The following is a 21,293-nucleotide window of genomic DNA, read 5'->3' as shown; positions in this document are numbered from 1 at the left end:
CACTACCCCAAAAAAACCATTAACATGAGCACGTAAGTCATTAGCTCAACCAACTGCTGCGCTGCACCCAAGCAGTCACCCGTAAAACCACCTAAACGTGCCAAAAGCCATTTAGTAAATACGATGCGAAATACCAAGGCAAAAGCAATCAGGCTCGCCGCCAACGTCATGTCGTACATCAAGGCAGGCAGCACCCCACACAGTGCCAAAAATACCAGTTCGCCGGGAGTCTGTGTATTGGCAAGGGGTTTACTCTTGCTCCCTTTAGGGTCGGACACGTAAGGCATCGCGGAAATAAGCGAAGCGGCGACGGCACGACTGAACGCGTATCCGATAACGAAAACAGCAAATAGGTTAACTTGTGCGGACAGCTCGACCAAGACGGCATATTTCAAAAGCAGAGCCATGACTAAGGTCGCCACACCGTAAGTGCCGAGACGGCTGTCTTTCATGATCTCTAGACGGCGCTCTTGGGTCATCCCTCCACCAATACCATCGGCCATGTCTGCGAGACCATCTTCGTGAAACGCACCAGTGAGCAGCAGGCTAAACACCATGGTGATAACGACTGCGATACTGGTCGGCAAAAGCCCATCAACAACCGTGAAAAGCCCACCGCACAAAGCCCCCAATAACACGCCAACCAAAGCGAAATAACGCCCAGATCGATTCATTCTTTCAGCAGAATATGGGGTACTAGCGGGTATCGGCAGTCTTGAGAAAAAACTCAGCGCCAAACAGAACAGTTGCCACTGATAGCGCCAAAACGAGACTTGCCCACTCACACCGTTACTCCAGCACTCTCAAAGCTCGCCATTTCATTGTAAAACTCAACCGCGCAACGAATGAGGGGCAGCGCCAATGCTGCACCAGTGCCCTCACCTAGACGCAAAGACAAATCCAGTAGCGGTGCTGCGTTAAGCTCATCCAAAACAAACCGATGTGCACCTTCATTCGAGACATGAGAGAAAATCAAATAGTCACGTACTGCTGGTTCAAGCTTGCATGCGGCTAGCGCGGCAACTGAGACAATAAAGCCATCGACAAGTACAGGAACTTGCTGCTTACTTGCTTGCAAAAACGCACCAACCATATGAACAATTTCAAATCCGCCTAGCTGCGCCAGAACCGACATCACATCTCGCTCATCAAAGCGAGATAGCGCTTGTTCAACCAAAGCCGTCTTTCTCGATAGTTGTTCTGGATTGATACCGGTACCAAGGCCAACACTTTCTACCACTGAAAGATCGGTCAACGCGGAAAGCAGAGCGGATGCTGAGCTGGTATTGCCAATCCCCATCTCGCCAAAAATCAATAAATCAGCTCCGTCCGCCACGCACTGATTCACGATCTCGCGTCCACCCTCTATACCTTGAGAAAGCTGCGATGCGCTCATTGCTGGCTGAGTTGAAAAGTCCGTGGTTCCACAACCAAGACGACTAAGTAATAACTGAGAAGATTGGGTTTCAATAGGTGCTAGCATGCCGCAGTCGACCACTTGAAAATCAATGTCGTTCGCTCGACAAAAACAGTTAATCGCAGCTCCGCCAGCAAGGAAGTTTGTCACCATTTGCTGCGTCACCGCACTGGGCGCAATACTCACACCCTGCTCTGCGATGCCGTGATCGCCTGCGAACACGACAACCTTAGGGTTAGGCAGGGCAATTTTATTTACAAATTGGCCACGGGCGTGACTTTGAATTTTGGCGAGCTGCGCGGCAACATGTTCTAGCTCACCGAGAGCACCGAGAGGTTTCGTTTTTTGATCGATGTGATTTTGAATCTGAGGGTCAAATTGATTGCTTAGCATGGTGTCCATTTCGCTATGTTGGTATAGAGCAGAGCCTGTTTTAAACTCGTACAACTCTTGCTTAGTCTAAAAGTCGTTTGAGGACAGTGTACGCGTGTCACGTTCTCAAACCAACCGAATCTGGCCAACTAAGTACATGAATAATTTTAATAATCACCAACAGTAGGAAATTGGATCACAGGAGTTAGAAAGATAGGCCGCCAACACAGGTATGTATAAGAGAACTCATGCCCCGACATCATGGTTTGCAGCCTAGTTTTATAGAAAGTGTCAACAATGACTAAACCGTTTCTTCTTCACGTAGTTCAGAGAACAGCATCGCCAAGCCATCATCAGAGACTCTTGGTTTAGCCAAATTACATGATTGGCAGCACGCCTTATCCGCCTTACAGTGCTGCCCCATTAGCAAACTGTCCAAGTTGCGAGTACCTGCTTTGCAGTCTACTTCGATAGATTTAAAAATACGACAATCATCGCTGCCAGGAGTATCAACAACTCCAATAATAGAAACACCCTGAGATTTGGCGAGCAACAATAGTTCTTCAATTTTTTGTTTGAGTTCTGTATTCATTCTGTTGTGTCCAAACTAATATTTTATAATTCTTAACGTTATCTTAGACTATAGTTTAATGAAATGTGTTAATAGCACGAGCTATTGTGTAAAAATGATAAAACACTCGTATTTTCATGGCAAAGCATGAGTTTATAAAAGACACCTCACCTGTAACAATTCTGTAAAAATTTTGCGCAACATAGCCTAGGTTACATCTATTTTTGGAGTAAAAGTCACAAAAACAAACAATCACATCGACTACAGCCAAAATCACTAATTTTCGTGATATATCGTTTAAAAACACCATTCGATGTGGAATATCACAGTAGATCACTCCAAACATGCTCAGTGGACTAACAGCCCCTTCTTTCAAGACGCAACACAACCACCTGTAAACTTTTAAAATTAATATAGGTTTACAAGAACATCATTAATTACCGTCCAGATTCATTGACGAATGCATGCGACTTTATAAAAAGACTAATAACCAGTTATTTCAATATGATACGGACCACAGCTCTGATCTCTATAAATTACGATTTATATACGAACGATTATTATTTTCTACTTCTGTCTAACTATCCTTCGAATCAAAAAACAATAATGTTATTGGTATGTTTAAGTTTCTAGTAAACGTACGCTGTTCATTGTTATGAAGTTATAGTAATTTATGGAGTGAGTGTGAGCTTACATTCACATAAATTATAAAACTAATAATAAGCCAATGATGCAGTTGGTAAGGGGTTAATTTGAAACTTGAAGTAAACCGTGCTCAACAAAGCTCCACATACAAGGATGATACTGCCAATATTGGTACTAGTTACTTTAAACAGGTATCTAGTCACAACCTGCTCACCGCCGAAGAAGAAAGGCTAATAGCTCGCAAAGCCCGCACGGGCGATGTTGAAGCGAGGCAGCGTTTGATTAACGCCAACTTACGCTTGGTGATTAAAACCGCAAAGCGCTACGCCAATCGCGGACTCGACTTTTATGACCTTATTAACGAAGGCAACATTGGCCTCATTCAGGCTGTCGACAAATTTGATCCGGAGCTTGGCTACCGCTTTTCAACTTATGCGGTTTGGTGGATCCAGCAAGCGATAGACCGCGCTATTATGAACCAAGGACGCACTATCCGCGTTCCCGTTCATGTAACCAAACAAATTCGCGAATGCAGCAAGGCCGCCCATCAACTACGAAGAGAAGGCAAACATGAGCCTACCTTTGCAGAAATTGCAGAGAAAACTGGCCGCTCTGCAGACGAGGTAAGTAAGTTACTTAAGCTATCAGAGCAGTCACTGTCCCTCGATAATGGTTGGGATGACGATGGCGATAAGAAAGATCACCTGCAAACGATCGACGATGATGATGTGTTCGAACTACCAGAACGTGACATTGTCACACAGAATTTAAACAAGGAATTGGTCAGCTTAGTTGATGGCTTGCCAGATAAACATAAGACCATTCTCTACCATCGCTTCGGCCTTCTTGATGATGAGCCTAAAACACTCGAAGAAGTCGGTAGTATTGTCGGAGTAACTCGAGAACGCGTACGACAAATTCAGAAAGTAGCAATGGAAACGCTTCGAGAGAAGTTAAGAAAGCAAGATCTAACGGCGGCGGAAATTGATTAGCTTTATCTATATGTCTATGTAATCACAACACGTTAGCCAGATTTTGACTATAGTCCCACTACATCTTGATGAGTGGGACTTTTTTATGCAGCACAACTACAATGCGATTATTGCCGGAAGCTCAGGACTGGTTGGTGGTAAATTGCTTTCCCTACTTGAGGAAACATCGCATATCGACACTGTTTACGCATTGTGCCGCTCCCCTCTTGAAAGTACCCATCATAAAACACACCAAATCATGGACGGTGCACTTAGGATCACCGATTGGGATGATACCCACCCTACGCCAACCCTTGGTTTTATCTGCTTGGGTACCACATTAAAAAAAGCCGGCAGTAAAGCCGCATTAGAGAAGATCGACCTCGACTTGGTCTGCGACGTTGCTCAAACCATGAAGATGATTGGTGTTAAACGTATCGCTGTTGTGTCCAGTTTGGGCGCTTCACCTCGCTCACTCTCCCACTACTTAAAATGCAAAGGCAAAGTGGAGCAGCGCATCAATCAAATGGGCTTTGAACATGTCGTCTTTGTCAGACCTGGCCCACTAGCCGGGCGTGAAGTCGACATTCGCAGCGACGAAGTACTGGTGCAAAAACTGTTCGCGGTGATCTCACCTATTATGGTCGGGCGACTACGCGCTTTCACGCCAATCCCGGCAGAGCTGGTTGCAAAAGCCATGCTATACAGTGTGTTACAACCTCACAACGCCAAGTCCGTCGCATACAACTCAGCAAACATGCGTGATCTACTAAGCGAATACGCCAACTGACTCGCAAAATATTTCTAACAATCTCGCTCTATATAACTTACACCTCTAAGTAATAACTTTTACTTATTGTCATCTGTGCACTGCAAGCGTTACTTTAGCCATCCACACTTCCATTTCCCACACCTTAAGTGGGGACTTCGTCAGTTGAAAAAAAGGATTCTTTATATGTCAATTGCGGTTATCGCGTCGCTCGCGGTATTTTTGGGCATTCTCTATTTCTTGTATGGACAGCAGCAAAAAAACCACACTCTCTCTCGCTTAGTTCTTTTTGGATTGGTTTTAGGTAGCGCATTTGGTCTTGGCCTGCAGCTTCTGTTTGGTGAAGGTCATGCAGCTATTGGCGGCACTCTAGAGTGGGTCAATGTTGTCGGTCGCGGCTATGTTGGTCTGCTGAAAATGATCATCATGCCACTTGTCCTAGTCTCTATGATTGCAGCGGTCGTGAAGCTTGAAAAAGGCGGATCACTGGGCAAAATTAGTGGCCTAACCATATCTATTCTTCTGGCAACAACAGCTATCTCTGCCCTTATCGGTATTGTTGTTACCCAAGTATTTGGCCTAAGTGCAGAAGGACTGACTGAAGGTGCTCGTGAAACGGCTCGTATTGCCGTCCTTGAAAACCGAGTAGACCGCGTAAGTGACCTAACTATCCCACAAATGCTGGTTAGCTTCATTCCAACGAACCCATTTGCAGATCTGACTGGCTCACGTTCAACGTCTATTATCGCCGTTGTTATCTTCGGTGTACTAACAGGCATCGCTGCACGTAAAGTGATGGCCGAGAAAGAAGAACTAGAATCACCGATTCGTACCTTTGTTGAAGCAACTCAGTCTATCGTTATGCGCCTGGTTAAGATGATCATGGCTCTAACGCCATACGGCATCGCAGCTCTAATGGCAAAAGTTGTAGCAACTTCAAGTGCTGGCGATATTCTTAACCTGCTCGGTTTCATCGTTGCATCTTACCTTGCTATTTTCCTAATGTTTGTCGTGCACGGTTTACTGGTATCCCTAGTTGGCGTTAGTCCTAAAGAGTACTTCCAGAAGATCTGGCCTGTACTGACCTTCGCATTCTCATCTCGAAGCTCAGCAGCGACGATTCCACTGAACGTAGAAGCTCAGGTAACAAAACTGAACGTGCCACCAGCGATTGCTAACCTTTCAGCTTCATTTGGTGCGACAATCGGCCAAAATGGCTGTGCGGGTATCTACCCTGCGATGCTAGCCGTCATGGTTGCGCCTTCGGTTGGTATCGACCCAATGGACTTTAACTTCATTCTTTCGTTGATTGCTATCATCACTATCAGCTCATTTGGTATTGCTGGCGTTGGCGGCGGTGCAACCTTTGCTGCACTTATTGTTCTCCCAGCTATGGGGCTTCCAGTCACCATTGCTGCCCTATTAATCTCAATCGAGCCTCTTATTGATATGGCACGTACGGCACTAAACGTATCAGGCGCCATGACAGCAGGTACTATTACCAGCCGCCTACTCAAGAAGAAAGAAGCCTCGCTAGAAGAAGCTAAAGTTTAGTCTCACGATACCTTCCTAATGAAACAGCGCCTTATGGCGCTGTTTTTGTTTGCACTCAATGACTTATCTTTTATTTCTATTTTAATCGAAATAAAGCTTGATCTCATCTCAGTTATTTCTATAATTCGAAATATATCGAATTATTAGAGGAGGCTAATATGAGCCCTGAATTCCTTTCAATGGCCAAAGAAACCGCCAACATGTTCGCCTTCTTAGCGACCGAGTTAATTATTCTATTTTTGGCTATAAGTTACATTGTCGGTGTTCTACAAGAGTTCCTAACACCAGAAAAGATCCAATCTATTCTTAGCTCAAAGAATGGTAGAGGTTACTTTGTTGCGGCACTACTTGGTTCCATCACTCCATTTTGTTCGTGCTCAACCATTCCTTTCTTGAAAGGATTACTGCGCGCCCGAGCTGGATTCGGCCCTATGATGGTGTTCTTGTTCGCAAGCCCACTGCTAAACCCTGTGATCATTGGCCTATTTGTCGTGACATTCGGCATTAAAGTCGCTGTCTTTTACTTTGCGATTGCCATGTTTGTATCGGTTACAGCTGGCTATGTATTAGAGAAATTGGGTTTCGAGCGCTATGTAAAACCTGAGGCATACGAGGTACAAACGGCGAGCTCATGTGGTACGTCTTGCGGCGACACTAAACCAGCTGCGACTAAAGAATCGTCATGCGCAACGTCTACAAGCTGTGGCTCACCAAAAATTGAATCAGTGAAGCCAGCCGTAAGCAGTTGCTCTGCGGACAGTTCTTGCTCAACACCAACACCGGCAACATCATGCTACGCAGAAAAAGAACCAGAACCGACTATTGCTAGCATTAATGCAGACGGCAGCGCGTGTTGCGTCACTGCAGTAGCAGCACCAAAAGAAGACAATCGTTGGGTTCGTATTTGGAAGTCAACTTGGAAAGATTTCAAGCAAGTGTTCCCTTATCTATTGGTGGGTATTCTACTTGGGTCACTCATTTACGGCTTTATTCCAACTGACCTTATCGCAGAGTACGCAGGTGAAGGGGTTTGGTATGCGATTCCTATCGCAGCAGTCATTGGTATTCCATTGTACATTCGTGCAGAAGCGGTAATTCCTTTGAGTGCTGCACTAGTACAGAAAGGTATGGCGCTAGGCTCAGTCATGGCTTTGATTATTGGTAGTGCAGGGGCAAGTCTGACTGAAGTTATCTTGCTTAAATCTATCTTCAAAAACCAAGTGATTGCGGCGTTCTTGGTGGTAATTTTGGGTATGGCGGTAAGTGCAGGTTACCTGTATAGCTTTATGTTTGTTTAATCAAGTCCGTTTACGCTTGAAAATGTTTGGGATGAGTAAACTACATTTTCCAAAGTAGTGTTTGGCTACAACGCAATACGGCAGGTCAGCCTTATCACTGTACCTGCCTTGTTTTTAGCGCAGCTACTTAGAAAGCAGCAATTCAATTTCAAACATACGCGTGATTCGACATAGACTGTTTTAGAACAGACCTTGTAATCGTTTATAGAGAGCTTGGTATGTCGCACGTTTACTCTGATAGTAAGCATGCTTGTCAGCGTTTGGTATATGCTTTTGTACCAGCTTGGGCACCGGGCAGATATCGGATACCGTCGCGCCTTCTTTTGTGCCCAATACAGCAAGTCTTGCTGCACCTAGCGCAGGCCCCACTTCACCACCTTGTCTGTACACTAAAGGCATCTCAACAATATCAGCGAGCATTTGACGCCAATACTCACTTCTTGCACCCCCGCCAATTAGCGATACTTCATCAGGAATGTTTTTAGTGACGTGTAAGGCATCAAATCCGTCTGCAAACGCAAAACCAACCCCTTCTAACACGGCCTGTGCGAGTTCTAGCTTGGTTGTTGAGTGGGTCATACCAAAGAAGACACCCTGGGCATCAGGGTTGTTGTGCGGAGTCCGCTCACCAGAAAGATATGGCAAGAAAATGACCTGTGAGGTTGTATCAGCGTTTTCTTCGACTTCGTCAATCATGTCGCCAACATCTTCAAACCCAGTCAATTCTGCTACCCAACTTAGACATGAGGCGGCACTCAAGATAACCGACATAGTGTGCCACGTTTGTGGAAGTGCATGACAGAAGCTATGAAGCGCAAGCTCAGGGTTAGAGACAAAGCCATCGCTAACCGCAAAATACACACCCGATGTACCAAGCGACAACATCGCTTGACCCGGCAGAGTAATACCGACACCGACAGCGCCAGCGGCGTTATCACCACCACCAGCCACAACCGCAACCTGAGGCATTTCCCAAGCGTTTGCAATGTCAGGACTCAGAATCCCCGTGACCGCGCTGCCTTCAAACAATTCTGGCATATGAGAAACCGACAAGCCTGTCGCTTCTAAAAGCTCTTCACTCCATGCGCGCTTCTCAACATCCAACCAACACGTCCCTGCAGAATCGGACATGTCAGACGCAAAATCGCCGGTCATTTTGAAGCGCAAGTAGTCTTTAGGTAACAGTACCTTATCTACTTTTGCAAACACTTCAGGTTCATGATTAGCAACCCATTTTAGTTTCGGCGCCGTAAAGCCTGGCATCATTATATTGCCAGTAATATCGCGAGAGTTTGGCACCGCCGCTTCCAACTCTTTACATTCCGCTTCACAACGGCCGTCGTTCCAGAGAATAGCAGGTCGCAAAACATCTCCATTTACGTCAATAAGTGTCGCACCGTGCATCTGCCCGGAGAGGCCGATGGCAAGAACATCACTTAGATTCACTGATGCCTTGAGACCATTAATAGATTCACAGGTTGCCTCCCACCAAGCGCTGGGATCTTGTTCTGACCACAATGGCTTAGGGCGAGATACCTCCAAGGAGACGGTACAAGAGGCAAGGATCTCACCTTGCTCAGTCATCGCAATGGACTTAACGCCCGATGTACCTAAGTCGATACCTATATACATAGTTGTTTCCTTTAAGTTCTCACATTTGATTTCGCAACCAGACATCCACGACGCCATCTACCTGTTGCGCTTAGCTTGTATTCAGTATCTGCTGAGTAACACTTTCAAACAATTATGTTTTTTTATAGAACCATTCACTGATTTCACGACTGCGCCTAAGATCACACCATGTGCAATACGTCGCTGTTAGACTCAACGTTCGAGTAGATATCGCCAATATACAATTAAGGCATTATGGACAAACGATTTCGGGTTACACTGCTATTCAACGCCAATAAGGTTTATGATCGAGAGGTCATCGAAGGAATTGGTGAGTACCTACAAGCATCTCAATGTGATTGGGATATTTTTCTTGAAGAGGAGTTCACAACTCACCTAGATAACTTTCGCGGCTGGAGTGGCGACGGTGTGATTGCTGACTTCGACAACCCGAAAATTGCTGAACTGCTCAAGGATTCTGACATCCCTGTCATAGGAGTCGGTGGCTCTTACGAAAAGGAAGAAGATTATCCAGACATCCCTTATGTGGCCACCGACAACCAAGCGCTGGTTGAGTTGGCTACCAGCACTTGCGTGAAAAAGGACTGGAGAACTTTGCTTTCTATGGCAAACCTCATGACAAATGTAACCGCTGGGCTCATGAACGAGAAAAAGCGTTTTCAACTATCGTGAAAAGAGAGGGATACACGGGTTCTATCTATCGAGGTAATGAGACCAACTCAAGAACCTGGACCTACGATATGAATCGTCTAGCCGATTGGTTACAACGCTTACCGACACCCACGGGCATCATTGCGGTCACAGACTCGAGAGCGAGACACCTTCTGCAAGTGTGTCAACACCTCAACGTTATGGTGCCTGACAAAGTATCTGTAATTGGCATCGATAATGAAGAACTCGCTAGGCACCTTACGAGGGTATCATTAAGCTCTGTTGGACAAGGTACTAAACAGATGGGGTATCGCGCAGCAAAATGCTTCATCGCCTCCTTGATGCGAAACATAAAGATCAATCAGCTATCCCTAATCAGGTATTGAAACACGCTCGGGTTATGGTGCCGCCAACTCAGGTCTTCGAACGTCAAAGCACTGATTATCAGGCGCTAAAAGATCCCTTCGTGATACAAGCTATGCACTTTATCAGACACAATGCGTGTAAAGGCATTAAAGTCGACCAGGTGCTCAGTTACGTAGGTATCTCTCGTTCTAACATGGAAGCACGATTTAAAGCCGAGCGTGGACACTCGATTCATCAAGAGATCCACAACTCTAAGATAAAGCGCGCTTGCAACCTACTCGGTAACACTGAACTTCCAATTATTGAAATTGCTGAACTGTGCGGCTACCCGTCATTACAATACATGTACACCGTGTTTAAAAAGAACCTAGATCAAACACCAAAAGAATATCGAGAAACGTCTTTAAGTGCTGCTGACTAGAACCACAGCGTTATATTTGTCAGTAAAAAGGAGAGGCTCCCTCTCCTTCTTCAGTTTACAGAATCGAAATATCACACACCATACGCCACTGCTCAGGTAGCACGCGTGTGCCACCTTTCACGGTGATGACATCCTTAAATACAATATCGGTGGACGACTTACCGATCATAACCTCAAAGTCGCCTGCTTCCACCACTCTCTGATGCCGATGATTGGTAAGGTTGAGCATGTCTACTGGGAGTGAAAACCTTAGTGTCTTCTGCTCCCCTGGTTCTAAATATACCTTACCAAAACCCTTGAGTTCTCGAATTGGGCGTACTAGGGAACTGACCAGGTCTCTTACGTACAGCTGTACCACCTCATGACCCGCTACCTGCCCAGTATTTCTGACGTTCAGGGTAATGACTACGCTCTCTTCGTGCTCGACATCAATTGCTTCGATGTTGACATCTTCGTATTCAAACGTGGTGTAGCTCAAACCATAACCGAACGGGTAGTTCGAGCCAAAGTGGTAAGCGATAGGTGTACCGCCACTTTTTAGTTTGTGGTTGTAGTAGTAAGGCACTGCACCAACATTTTTAGGAATCGATAACGTTAAGCGGCCGCTTGGGTTCACATGACCCAGTAACGCGTCGGTAATAGCTTGAGCGCCGACTTGACCCGGAGCCCAGCCATACAAAATAGCCGCAGCCTCGCTTTCAGCACGTCCAAGGCTATAAGGGCGACCACCCGTGACAATCACCACGACTGGTTTACCGGAATCCAAGGCAAGATCAACTAAAGCCTGTTGTACACCGGGTAAATCAAGGCTGTCGGCATCCGATCCCTCACCGACTGTCCCCGTTTGAAACAGCCCTGCGAGATCGCCGACACAAACTACCACAACATCCGAGTCTTGAATCACACCGCCAGCCTCATGAAATCCCGAGGTATCTTTGTCGATAGGCGAATTTAAGCTTTGTGACAGTGCTAAATCGACATCCCCCGGAAAAACGGGTGCGTTGCTATGTCGCTCAGTCAAAATATTACAGCCCTTTGCGTAGCACACGGATGTAAACGCCTGTTCAAACGTTTCACGCAGTGTCGCTACAACTGGCGCTTCGCTCTGTTCACTACTTAAGATCAAGTGAACCGGAAAACTGTAGCCCCCAGTAAAGCGAGTGGATCATCGGCTGTCGCTCCCAATAACGCGATGCGAGTTTGATTCGACAGAGGAAGCAATCCATCGTTTTTAAGCAGCACCAAAGACTCCGCCGCTACTTGGTATGCCAGCCTCTCAGAGTCCTCATTGTGCAAGGGCTCAGTGGGTAACTCGCAGTATGGATTTTCAAATAGTCCTAACTCGAACTTAACCTTCAAAATTCGAGTTACAATTTCATCGAGCTTATTGATTGAAAACTCACCTCTCTCCATGCAAGCGCCAATTTAGTAGAGCACGCATCATCAGGCAGTTCGATATCGAGACCGGCATTAAAAGATAACGCAGCTGCACCTGCTGTATCCGCTGCAATCCCATGATGAGAATACAATAAATCGACGCCACCATAGTCGCAACCAACAGCCCATCAAACCCCCAGCGATGACGAAGCACTTCCGTCAGCAAATACTCTGATGAGTGGCAAGGCTCACCATCAATATCATGATACGCTGGCATGACAGACCCTGCGTTGCCCAGTTTAACGGCCATCTCAAAAGGTAACAGGAAAGTGTCATTGAGCTCTTTAAAACCAATGTGCACTGGCGCATGATTACGGGCACCTTCACTAAATGAATGACCAACGTAGTGTTTGAGTGTCGCATAGACATCGCGCTTCTCGCCTTGTAAACCCTTAACATACGCTGTCGCTAACAAACCTACGTGGTAAGGGTCTTCACCCAGAGTTTCTTCTGTGCGACCCCACCTAACATCTCGAGAAACATCCAATACCGGCGCTAAACCTTGATGCGCCCCCACCGCCCTTACCTGCCTGCCGATATCTGAAGCCATCTCTTCAATAAGTTCAGGGTTCCATGTGTGCCCATAATTTAGTGATGACGGATAGAGCGTCGCATCTTTTGCCATCAACCCCACCAAACACTCTTCATGAGACAACGCTGGGATACCAAGTCTTGTTTGATTTACCAAATAGTCCTGCAATGCATTCAAGGCTTTTACCCCTTTCTCAGGGGACACGGAGTGTGTACCTAGAGGGCGGGTGATTTGCCCAATGCCGTTTTGAAAACGTTCACTGATCGGTTTTTTAGCCTCATCCGAGGCCATCTCCAAGTCTCGGTCATGGTGGTTACCATTCTCATCTAAGATCAACCATTGTGCTCCTAGTTGTGCGAGCTTTTCTGGTACCGTCATTCTTGAAAGTAAGTCGTCTACTCGTTCTGCTATTGAAGCATTTGGATTCTTATACAGCTGTTTGTAAAGCATAGTTGTTACCTTTGTCCTTCTTCGTCCCCATACTATGACCTAACCTTTAACTGGGTTATGGGTGCCTCGTTGTAATTACCAAATTCCTGCAATGAGTTACCAAATATCGTATTTTTATGTCTGTTGTGATCACACAATCGCTTCATCTCTGGCTATTTTTTGACGATATTTTGCCGGCGTCAAACCCAGTTGCTTGATGAAGACCTGAGAAAGGTAAGATTGACTTGGGTAACCACATTGAGCTGCAATACTGTCAATGCGATCCGAGGTATTCTTTAAAAGATGTTTTGCTCTTGCCAGCCTAAGGCTAGTCAAATACTGGTGCGCGGTAACGCCATGCGTGATCAAAAACCGAGTGTCGAGTGTTTTTCTAGATATGCGACAGTAATCTGTCACTTGCTTTATCTTTATGTTGGAATGAAAGTGATTTCGCATAAAAAGCTCTGCTTTTACAATAACCTTATCTTGCGTCGATTCGCTGGCCGTCGTTTTAGCGTGAATCACCGTACCAGACGAAAAAAGTTTGGATAAAGGGCGCTTGTAACGGATCAATTGCTCCAGTGTCTCCATACAGCATCGCCCAAGCTCAAATGGATTAAGTTCTACTGAGCTCAAAGGCATTGGAGAGAGTAAACGTTCGGTGTCATCACAATCTGTGCCAATGATGGCAACTTGCTCAGGGACATTGACATAGTGTTGTTGACATAACTCAGCAATTCGCCTTGCTGAACGATCAGAAGAGCAATACACGCCAAGAGGAAACTGGCGGTGTTTAATCGCGGCGACTACATCAGAGCAATAATTGAGTGAATGTTTAGGTGCGGCCTGTTGAAAAGCGCTTTGACGCTCCTGACTCCATGGCGTAACCAAGTCTTGTTGGTTGGCAAAGTAACCGACATGGGAAAAGTCACTTTTGGCAAAAGTACGGATAGCTAAACGTGCCAATCCCTCATTATCGAGGGTGACTGAAGATAACTGTGAAGGCAAGTTCGCAAGAGTGTGATTAGAGTAAACGACCCGCCTAGCATCCAATATATCCACCAAATGCTTCACCGACGGCTTGTTGTAATCTGCGATCACGTAGTCCCAAGTTTCAGCGAGTATGTAGTCTAGATTACTGGCACATTCCAAATAGAGACTCAGCTTGAGTTGAGACTCATCAGAACGCGCCTTAATCCCCTTGAGCACTTGGCGATCAAAGTAAACCATACTATCGAGGAGGATAAGCAGTTTTTTCATAACTCACTTCCTAGTGTTGGTATTGAAAAAAGCCCTGCATTTCACAGGGCTTAAAACGGCTTATCAGGAGCGACAAGACGTTTTGGGGGTTCTTATAACCAGATATGTCTTGGTGGGTGGTTTGTTTGATCTCTCATGAATTGCATATCAGTTAACGTTTTCGCAACGATACGTGTTGAATGATATTTTTGTTAATTCAAGAAGTTTATTCAAGTTACACAATTTAATTCCCGACTTATGATATTTTCCATTTGTGATTCAAATCGCCAAAAACATGGTCAAACACCTCTTAAGTGAGCTTTCCTCGTAAAAATGAGGCAACCATACTAATGCGCGTGAAAATAACCAATTTTTGAGAGCTAGGCCACATTTAGTAAATAGCTTAATTTTCCTATCAAAAATCATAATTGATGGCATCGTCGAAAAGACTGAATAATGTTTGTGAATGAAGTCCACAACCAAAACTTGGAAATTAGGCTATGACAGAAATTTTTAAAAATATTAATAAGATCAAATTTGAAGGTAAGGAAACGACCAACCCTTTGGCGTTTCGCCACTATGATGCAGATCGTATGATTCTAGGTAAGTCAATGAAAGAGCATCTTCGCTTTGCGGCATGCTACTGGCACAACTTCCGTTGGCCGGGCTCTGACGTTTTTGGCGACGGTACTTTCGATCACGAGTGGCTAAAAGTTTCTGATCCAATGGAACACGCGCACGCTAAAGCGAATGCTGCATTTGAATTTTTCTCAAAACTCTCTGTTCCTTACTATTGCTTCCACGATACTGATGTAGCACCAGAGGGCGCGTCGATTAAGGAGTATGTTAACAACTTCCAAACCATGGTCGATGTGCTGGAGCAGAAACAAGAACAGACCGGCGTCAAACTACTTTGGGGGACGGCCAATGTGTTCTCGAACCCACGTTATATGTCCGGAGCAGGCACAAACCCCGATCCTAAAGTCTTTGCTTATGCTGCGAGTCAAATTTTCAATGCTATGGGCGCAACAAAACGTCTAGGTGGCGAAAACTACGTATTGTGGGGGGACGTGAGGGTTATGAAACCTTGCTTAATACCGATCTGCGTCAAGAGCGCCAGCAACTCGGTCGACTCATGCAAATGGTCGTTGAGCACAAACACAAAATTGGTTTTAAAGGCGCAATCCTAATTGAACCTAAGCCACAAGAACCAACTAAACATCAGTATGATTATGATACCGCGACCGTTTACGGCTTCTTAAAGCAATTCGGGCTTGAAAACGAAATTAAAGTCAATATTGAAGCGAACCACGCAACATTGGCAGGCCATAGCTTCCATCATGAAGTCGCGACTGCAACATCCCTTGGTTTGTTTGGTTCTATCGATGCTAACCGAGGTGATCCGCAACTCGGATGGGATACGGATCAGTTCCCGAACAGCGTTGAAGAAAACACACTCGTAATGTATGAAATCCTAAAAGCGGGAGGCTTCACCACTGGCGGTTTCAATTTCGACGCTCGTGTCCGCCGCCCTTCAATCGACCTTGAAGACCTGTTCCATGGTCATATCGGCGGCATGGATACAATGGCACTCTCGCTAGAGCGTGCAGCTGATATGATCGAAAACGACGTTCTTTCTAAAAATATCGCGCAACGTTATTCGAGCTGGAATGAAGACCTTGGTAAGAAAATTCTTGCTGGTGATCTCAGCCTAGAGCAAGTAGCGAACTATTCGCTTGAGAACAACCTATCTCCAGTTAAGGAATCCGGTCGTCAAGAGCACCTAGAAAACATTGTCAACGGGTTCATCTACAAGTAAATGTTGTGAGAACCTTGGTTTCAAGCCCAAGTATGATCGGGGGATGTACTTGGGCTTTTTTGAATCTTTTCATTAATCCACAGCACAACAAATTTTACGGAGACCGTTTTGAACGCGAACACTGGCAAAAGCCCGCGTCAATGGGGGCAATATAATCTGTACTCACTTAGCAACGGAAATGGCACCCAGATAGACATCTCTGATCTTGGTGCGACCATTATCAACTTTTTCGTGACAACCGAAGCCGGCAAGAGGAACAATATCGTATTGGGCTATGACAATCCCGAAGACTATCTGCAAGGCAGTGTTTATTTGGGAGGGGTGATTGGTCCATGGGCTAATCGTATTCAGAGTGGTCGTTATCTTGCCGGAGGTAAGCATATTCAACTGGAGACTAATGAAGACGCCAATCACTTACATGGCGGCAAAGCCAACGTGGCAAAGAAGCGTTGGCATACTACCTACCAAAGTGTCGACTCCATTGAATTCAGCGTATCTGTGAATAAAGGTGAAAGTGGTCATCCCGCCGCCATTGACTTTCGTGTTCGTTATCAACTGAACGAAAATAACGAGTTGTCGATCGTATACTCAGCGTTTCCACACGCTCCTACAGCAATCAATATGACCCAACACGCCTATTTCAACTTGGACGGCACGGCTAACATCTACGAGCATCAGGTTCAAATTAACGCCCAGCACTATCTCGAAACTGATCACTCTGGTATTCCGGTTGAAGTCAAAAACGTTACGGGAACCGCAATGGACTTTCGTCAACCCAGACTGATCAAAGATGCCATGACGCAATTGTCAGAGCAGTCACTGAGTAATCTTGGTTTTGATCACTGCTGGTGCTTGCCCGCCACGCCTATGTACCACGCGGCCAAAGTAACCAGTCGCCGCAGTGGTATAACGCTAGATGTTTATACCGACCAAGGTGGTCTCCAGTTTTACACTGCTGGCTACTTAAATAACGAACTGGGGCGCAAAGGAAATTCATACCAGCAACATGCAGGGCTGTGTTTGGAAACCCAATGCTACCCGAACCAAGTCAACATGCCGGATACACCTAACTGCATTTTTGATATCAACAACCCCTACCATCAAGTGACCATGTTCAAAATATCGATGGCGAACACATCAACACGGTATTAATTCCCCCTTCACAAACCGACAAGCTCCCAAATAAACGATTACTCGATACATTTTATTTGGGACTCTTTCTACCCAACCCCACCCACTTAACTTTGATCGGTTAAACAAGGATGAAACTTTAATTTAGCCTCCAAAAACAAGCATTTCACTTCGTTAATCACACCGGTAGAACAGGTAATAATCACCACATTTATTTCATATAATTCACTATTATGAATACTTTCAAAACCAACCAGAATTAATGTCAATCAACAGCAAAAAAACCTGTGATAATCACCTTCTAATCCATGAAACGAAACCGCATTCATGGGCGATAACCAGCTTCCAACAATCAAAATAAACATTTAAAATCAGACACTTGCAAAAGAAATGCCTTCCAAAAATGTTTCATGAAGCAAAGCACGCTAATGAGATGTGAAGCCAATCTATATTTTCATTCATTTCATTCCTTAAAATTATTTATAACAAGCACCAACTAAGCATCATAATAAACTTATAAGGAAATAGTATGTATCATCTTAATAAGCTTCCTGTCGCCCTAGCAGTGGCTGCCTCTCTGGCTTCCTTTTCATCATTTGCAGAAACTGAAACTAACAATGCTGCACAAATAGAGGAACTCACCAAGCGCATTCAAGAGCTGGAAACTAAAGTTCAAGAAACAGATTATGTTTATGACCAACAACCAGCAGTACTCACTCCTGATTTTGAGCCACCTCAAGGGCTTATTTTCTCAGGTTATGCGCGCTATGGTCTGCATTACGCTGACAGTGATGCGGCATATGTAGAAGTAGGAAGTTCGGGGCGCTCCGTCGGCCGATTGGGCAATGAGTACAACGGTGGCGAAGTCCAATTTGCCTACGCTAAAAAAGCGGACAACGGCGCAGTATGGGATATTGTTGCTATGTTCGACCAATGGGGTAACCGCGCTTGGAGTTCGAAGGGAGGCGTTAACCTCAAAAAAATGTACGCTGGTGTGACCAACGTGTTTGAAAGCCAACCAGAGCTATATATGTGGGCTGGTCGCGACTTCCACCAACGTCCTCAACAAGGTTTAAACGACTATTTTTGGATGACGCATGACGGCCAAGGCGGTGGCTTCAATAACCTAAATCTTGGTGGCATTAAGCTTGATATGGGCCTTGTAGGTCAGGTGGACTCAGAGACAGGCGCTCTTGGAAATGACAACGGAAAGTACGCTGTCACGTCTAAATTGCATGGTATAGATCTTGGCATTGGTAATCTCGACCTTTATGCGAACTATGGCTTTGCTTCCAAACAGGCTGGTGAAGATCTTGAAGACGAAAAAGCATGGCAGGTGGGCGCAGTTCTTGGTTTAGGCTCTTCCAATAAATTAGTACTCAAGTACGCAGATGGTGCCGATGATTCAGTGTTCGATTTGTCAGGTGACAAAAAGGTCATCTACGCAAGTATCGAAGGCGGCGTCAACCCGAACTCAAACTTGTTTGTTGACTACCTCGCCTCTTTTAAGAAGCTGTCTGGTGAAAACGTTAAGATGCCTTGGGAGACAGAAAACACTGAACGCAGTGAGTATTCTGCGATCGTCCGCCCGATGTATAACTGGGATGAAGTACATTCTACATGGCTTGAAGCTGGCTATGCCATGGAAGATCACGTAAGCGGCTTTGAGAAAAAAGGTTGGAAAGTGACCGTTTCTCAAAACGTATCACTTGGTGGTCTACCTTGGAGCCGCCCAATGCTGCGATTCTACGTCACAGCGGGCGACGTCAAAGCTACTGAAGCTGAAAAAGTCGATACATTGTCAGCGGGCGCAATGTTTGAAGCATGGTGGTAATGAGACATTAGGGTCTCCGTTCCTTTGGGCCTGGCTTCTCAGGCCCCTTTTTTTCCGCTGTTACGCTCGTTCCAAACTCCACTTTTTTACCCTCAGTATTCACCACCTAGGAGTTTACTCGATGAAACTATCGTCCATCGTCACTCGAATTTACGTCAGCTTCTTTTTGCTCATCGCCATTATGACGGCATCGTCTTGGTACGCTATTCAGTCTACTTCAAAAATGACCGAGCGAATTGAAACCATCACTCATGAATCAACACCACTTATGATGCGCTCATCCGAATTAACCATCGCTTTTCTAAATATCAATCGCAGCCTCACTCGCTATTTAGGCGCTATGTTTATCGATGAGCTTGAGCCTCTCGCTGTCGACATAGATAGCAAAACCGCACACTATCTAGAGCAAGAACATTGGATAGCCCATCACCTAACATCCACGGCAAGTACTGACGCAACGATAGCGAACATCCAAGCAGGAAGCAGTGAGGTTTTGAGTCAGATTGCCGAGGTAGCTCGCCTATTTGAACGCTTTCTGGACCTTAAAGACCAAGACGACTATCAACAATCCAAATTCCAGCCTATTGTGAATCAACTGACCTCAGATCTCGTTAGTGGATTATCAAACACAAATGCCGCTGAAGAGCGCATGGCGATACAGGGGCTACTGTCTCAACTCAGTGTTCTTAGTATTGATGCTAACAAGGCATTCACTATGCAAGACATTGTCGAACTCAATGCATCTAAACGAAGCTTCGCATCACGCCAAGAACGATTTCAGCAAGCTATCGAGCATTACAAACAGCCTCCCCAGCCCTCCTTAAGTCGACTGAACACGCACTGACACTGTTTTCAAAACACTTGTTCAGTGACTCGGGTGCGATGAGCATTCACATCGAAACGTACGATCTATTTGACCAGCTTTCGGTACAAAGAACACATTTGGTTTCATTGGTCGACGCTCACTTAGCGGCTATTCAGCAACTTTCTGACTACGCGGACTTCAGCACTAAAACAGTGGAAGCTGAGGCAATTAACAGTGCTCACCACATGGTTTCTGCTTTAGGTGGATTGCTTGTTGCGTCTATTCTGCTCACTGCTGTCATTGCCAATCGGCTCGCAACGTCAGTACAAAAGCCAAGTAAACAAGTACAAGCCGCATTGGATCAACTTGCTCAAAAGGACCTTACTGAGAAAGTGAGCTATCAGAGTCATAATGAATTTGGCAATATTGCCAACAAAGTGAATCTAGTTTTAGAACATCTCTCTGACGTTATTTTTGAACTCCGCCACTCGGCCAATCAGCTTAACCAAGCATCGGCAGACAATCAGCAGACCAGCGAACAACTCAGTGCAGATATCACCCGTCAAACCATGCAAACAACCCAAGTTGCCACTGCTATGAAGCAAATCGAGTGTGCAGTGCGAGAGATTGCTCAATCGGCTAATGACACGCTTTGTACGGTGACTCAGGCGGTTGCCCTCTCCTCTCAGGGGCAGAGCGCCATAAGTGCTAACGCTACTCTGCTGGCAATGTTATCTACCCGTCTTGCTGAATCAACAGCAACCATCGAAGTCTTGGAGCAAGAGGCGATAAGCATTGAAACGATATTAGAGGTCATTTCTGGTATTTCGGAGCAAACCAACTTGTTGGCACTCAACGCCGCTATCGAAGCTGCACGAGCAGGTGAGCATGGACGCGGTTTTTCCGTCGTCGCAGATGAAGTGAGAGTCCTTGCGGCAAAAACTACCGACTCTACCTTTGAAATCAAGCAAAAAATCGACCAATTACAAAACAGTGCTGGGTTTGCCGTTTCGCAAATCAACCTTTGTAGTGACGATATGCAACAATGCATCACGCAAGCAGACAGCGTTGAGCAGAACATAAAAGGAATTAATCTACTGCTGAATGACATCGAGAACCGAAGTACCAGCATAGCTTCAGCGACGATTGAACATCAGTCGGTTGCAAGTGATGTCACCAACAGTGTGAGCGATATATTCCAACTATCCCAATCTAGTTCGGACAAGTTTGAGTTACTTAATCAACATGGCCTGACTCTGGAGAAAATGGCGGAGAAACTATCGAGCTAACGGCGAGTTTCACACTACCATCAAATAAGTAGCTAAATCATTGGTAAAACACCGATAATGCCAAATATTGAACCAAATAATCGGCTTTCACATATAAAACAGGCGCTTATT

20 protein-coding genes and 1 pseudogene are annotated in these 21,293 nt (G+C 45.5%); 13 read left to right on the top strand and 8 right to left on the bottom strand.

From position 1 onward, the window contains the following. Nucleotides 1-2: 2 nt before the first annotated feature. From TZ48_RS18155 to TZ48_RS18145, 3 genes are all read right to left on the bottom strand, one after another. Entirely contained in the window at nt 3-785 is a 783-nt protein-coding gene (locus TZ48_RS18155; protein WP_112480177.1) for an adenosylcobinamide-GDP ribazoletransferase, read from the bottom strand. Further along, nucleotides 782-1,810, bottom strand: coding sequence for a nicotinate-nucleotide--dimethylbenzimidazole phosphoribosyltransferase (gene cobT / locus TZ48_RS18150; RefSeq protein ID WP_112480195.1), 1,029 nt, complete (start codon nt 1,808-1,810; stop codon nt 782-784). The genes TZ48_RS18155 and cobT overlap by 4 nt, the downstream gene beginning before the upstream one ends. A 280-nt stretch (nt 1,811-2,090) precedes the next feature. Continuing rightward, nucleotides 2,091-2,381 carry a hypothetical protein gene (locus TZ48_RS18145; RefSeq protein WP_112480176.1) on the bottom strand — a complete coding sequence of 97 codons (291 nt, stop codon included), beginning with the start codon at nt 2,379-2,381 and terminating at the stop codon, nt 2,091-2,093. A gap of 731 nt (nt 2,382-3,112) precedes the next feature. Between TZ48_RS18145 and TZ48_RS18140 the strand changes: the two genes are divergently transcribed. The 4 genes from TZ48_RS18140 (at nt 3,113) to TZ48_RS18125 (ending at nt 7,597) form a co-directional block, all read left to right on the top strand. Continuing rightward, a complete protein-coding gene (locus TZ48_RS18140; protein WP_112480175.1) occupies nt 3,113-3,997 on the top strand; it encodes a sigma-70 family RNA polymerase sigma factor in 885 nt (294 codons plus the stop codon). Nucleotides 3,998-4,082: 85 nt separating this feature from the next. Next, the gene (locus TZ48_RS18135) at nt 4,083-4,766 is read left to right on the top strand and encodes a Rossmann-fold NAD(P)-binding domain-containing protein (RefSeq protein ID WP_112480174.1); all 684 of its coding nucleotides are present in this window, start codon (nt 4,083-4,085) and stop codon (nt 4,764-4,766) included. Between the two features lie 165 nt (nt 4,767-4,931). Next, nucleotides 4,932-6,299: an L-cystine transporter gene (locus TZ48_RS18130; protein WP_112480173.1), complete on the top strand. Its 1,368-nt coding sequence runs from the start codon at nt 4,932-4,934 to the stop codon at nt 6,297-6,299. Between the two features lie 158 nt (nt 6,300-6,457). After that, on the top strand, nt 6,458-7,597 hold the full coding sequence (locus TZ48_RS18125; protein WP_112480172.1) for a permease: 1,140 nt from the start codon (nt 6,458-6,460) through the stop codon (nt 7,595-7,597). Between the two features lie 180 nt (nt 7,598-7,777). On the opposite strand, the gene xylB is transcribed toward TZ48_RS18125, so the two are convergent. Continuing rightward, a complete protein-coding gene (xylB, locus tag TZ48_RS18120) occupies nt 7,778-9,229 on the bottom strand; it encodes a xylulokinase (protein ID WP_112480171.1) in 1,452 nt (483 codons plus the stop codon). 234 nt (nt 9,230-9,463) lie between these two features. Here xylB and TZ48_RS25980 point away from each other — a divergent pair, with 234 nt between their 5' ends. From TZ48_RS25980 to TZ48_RS25970, 3 genes are read left to right on the top strand one after another with little or no spacing between them, the layout of a single operon-like run. Further along, nucleotides 9,464-9,901, top strand: coding sequence for a type 1 periplasmic-binding domain-containing protein (locus TZ48_RS25980; RefSeq protein WP_275426461.1), 438 nt, complete (start codon nt 9,464-9,466; stop codon nt 9,899-9,901). Continuing rightward, nucleotides 9,799-10,266: a substrate-binding domain-containing protein gene (locus TZ48_RS26470; protein ID WP_275426460.1), complete on the top strand. Its 468-nt coding sequence runs from the start codon at nt 9,799-9,801 to the stop codon at nt 10,264-10,266. Before TZ48_RS25980 ends, TZ48_RS26470 begins: the two co-directional genes overlap by 103 nt. After that, the gene (locus TZ48_RS25970) at nt 10,203-10,667 is read left to right on the top strand and encodes a helix-turn-helix transcriptional regulator (RefSeq protein WP_275426459.1); all 465 of its coding nucleotides are present in this window, start codon (nt 10,203-10,205) and stop codon (nt 10,665-10,667) included. The genes TZ48_RS26470 and TZ48_RS25970 overlap by 64 nt, the downstream gene beginning before the upstream one ends. Before the next feature lie 55 nt (nt 10,668-10,722). Here the strand turns inward: TZ48_RS25970 and TZ48_RS25965 are convergent, their stop codons facing one another. The 4 genes and pseudogenes from TZ48_RS25965 to TZ48_RS18105 form a co-directional block, all read right to left on the bottom strand. Further along, nucleotides 10,723-11,025 (bottom strand): fibronectin type III-like domain-contianing protein, encoded by a 303-nt coding sequence (locus TZ48_RS25965; RefSeq protein WP_275426464.1) that lies wholly within the window; start codon nt 11,023-11,025, stop codon nt 10,723-10,725. Nucleotides 11,026-11,148: 123 nt separating this feature from the next. Continuing rightward, a pseudogene (locus TZ48_RS25960) lies at nt 11,149-11,808 on the bottom strand (glycoside hydrolase family 3 protein); the annotation flags it as partial. 258 nt (nt 11,809-12,066) lie between these two features. Next, entirely contained in the window at nt 12,067-13,086 is a 1,020-nt protein-coding gene (locus tag TZ48_RS25380; RefSeq protein WP_239670952.1) for a glycoside hydrolase family 3 protein, read from the bottom strand. A 129-nt stretch (nt 13,087-13,215) separates the two neighbouring features. Further along, a complete protein-coding gene (locus tag TZ48_RS18105; RefSeq protein ID WP_112480170.1) occupies nt 13,216-14,325 on the bottom strand; it encodes a helix-turn-helix domain-containing protein in 1,110 nt (369 codons plus the stop codon). A gap of 479 nt (nt 14,326-14,804) precedes the next feature. Between TZ48_RS18105 and TZ48_RS26465 the strand changes: the two genes are divergently transcribed. From TZ48_RS26465 to TZ48_RS18080, 6 genes are all read left to right on the top strand, one after another. After that, nucleotides 14,805-15,494, top strand: a complete 690-nt coding sequence (locus tag TZ48_RS26465; protein WP_420822960.1) for an apurinic/apyrimidinic endonuclease family protein — start codon at nt 14,805-14,807, stop codon at nt 15,492-15,494. Further along, on the top strand, nt 15,392-16,123 hold the full coding sequence (locus TZ48_RS26460; protein ID WP_420822959.1) for an apurinic/apyrimidinic endonuclease family protein: 732 nt from the start codon (nt 15,392-15,394) through the stop codon (nt 16,121-16,123). Before TZ48_RS26465 ends, TZ48_RS26460 begins: the two co-directional genes overlap by 103 nt. 108 nt (nt 16,124-16,231) lie before the next feature. Beyond that, complete coding sequence (locus TZ48_RS18095) at nt 16,232-17,275, top strand: aldose epimerase family protein (RefSeq protein WP_112480169.1); 1,044 nt, start codon at nt 16,232-16,234, stop codon at nt 17,273-17,275. A gap of 508 nt (nt 17,276-17,783) precedes the next feature. Then, nucleotides 17,784-19,088, top strand: a complete 1,305-nt coding sequence (locus tag TZ48_RS18090) for a carbohydrate porin (protein ID WP_112480168.1) — start codon at nt 17,784-17,786, stop codon at nt 19,086-19,088. Nucleotides 19,089-19,209: 121 nt separating this feature from the next. Beyond that, nucleotides 19,210-19,932, top strand: coding sequence for a hypothetical protein (locus TZ48_RS18085; RefSeq protein ID WP_112480167.1), 723 nt, complete (start codon nt 19,210-19,212; stop codon nt 19,930-19,932). A 38-nt stretch (nt 19,933-19,970) separates the two neighbouring features. Beyond that, nucleotides 19,971-21,182 carry a methyl-accepting chemotaxis protein gene (locus TZ48_RS18080; protein WP_162674643.1) on the top strand — a complete coding sequence of 404 codons (1,212 nt, stop codon included), beginning with the start codon at nt 19,971-19,973 and terminating at the stop codon, nt 21,180-21,182. Nucleotides 21,183-21,293 lie beyond the last annotated feature (111 nt).

This window comes from Vibrio variabilis (assembly GCF_003263785.1).
GTDB lineage: Bacteria > Pseudomonadota > Gammaproteobacteria > Enterobacterales > Vibrionaceae > Vibrio > Vibrio variabilis.
This window is presented reverse-complemented; position numbering and strand designations above follow the sequence as displayed.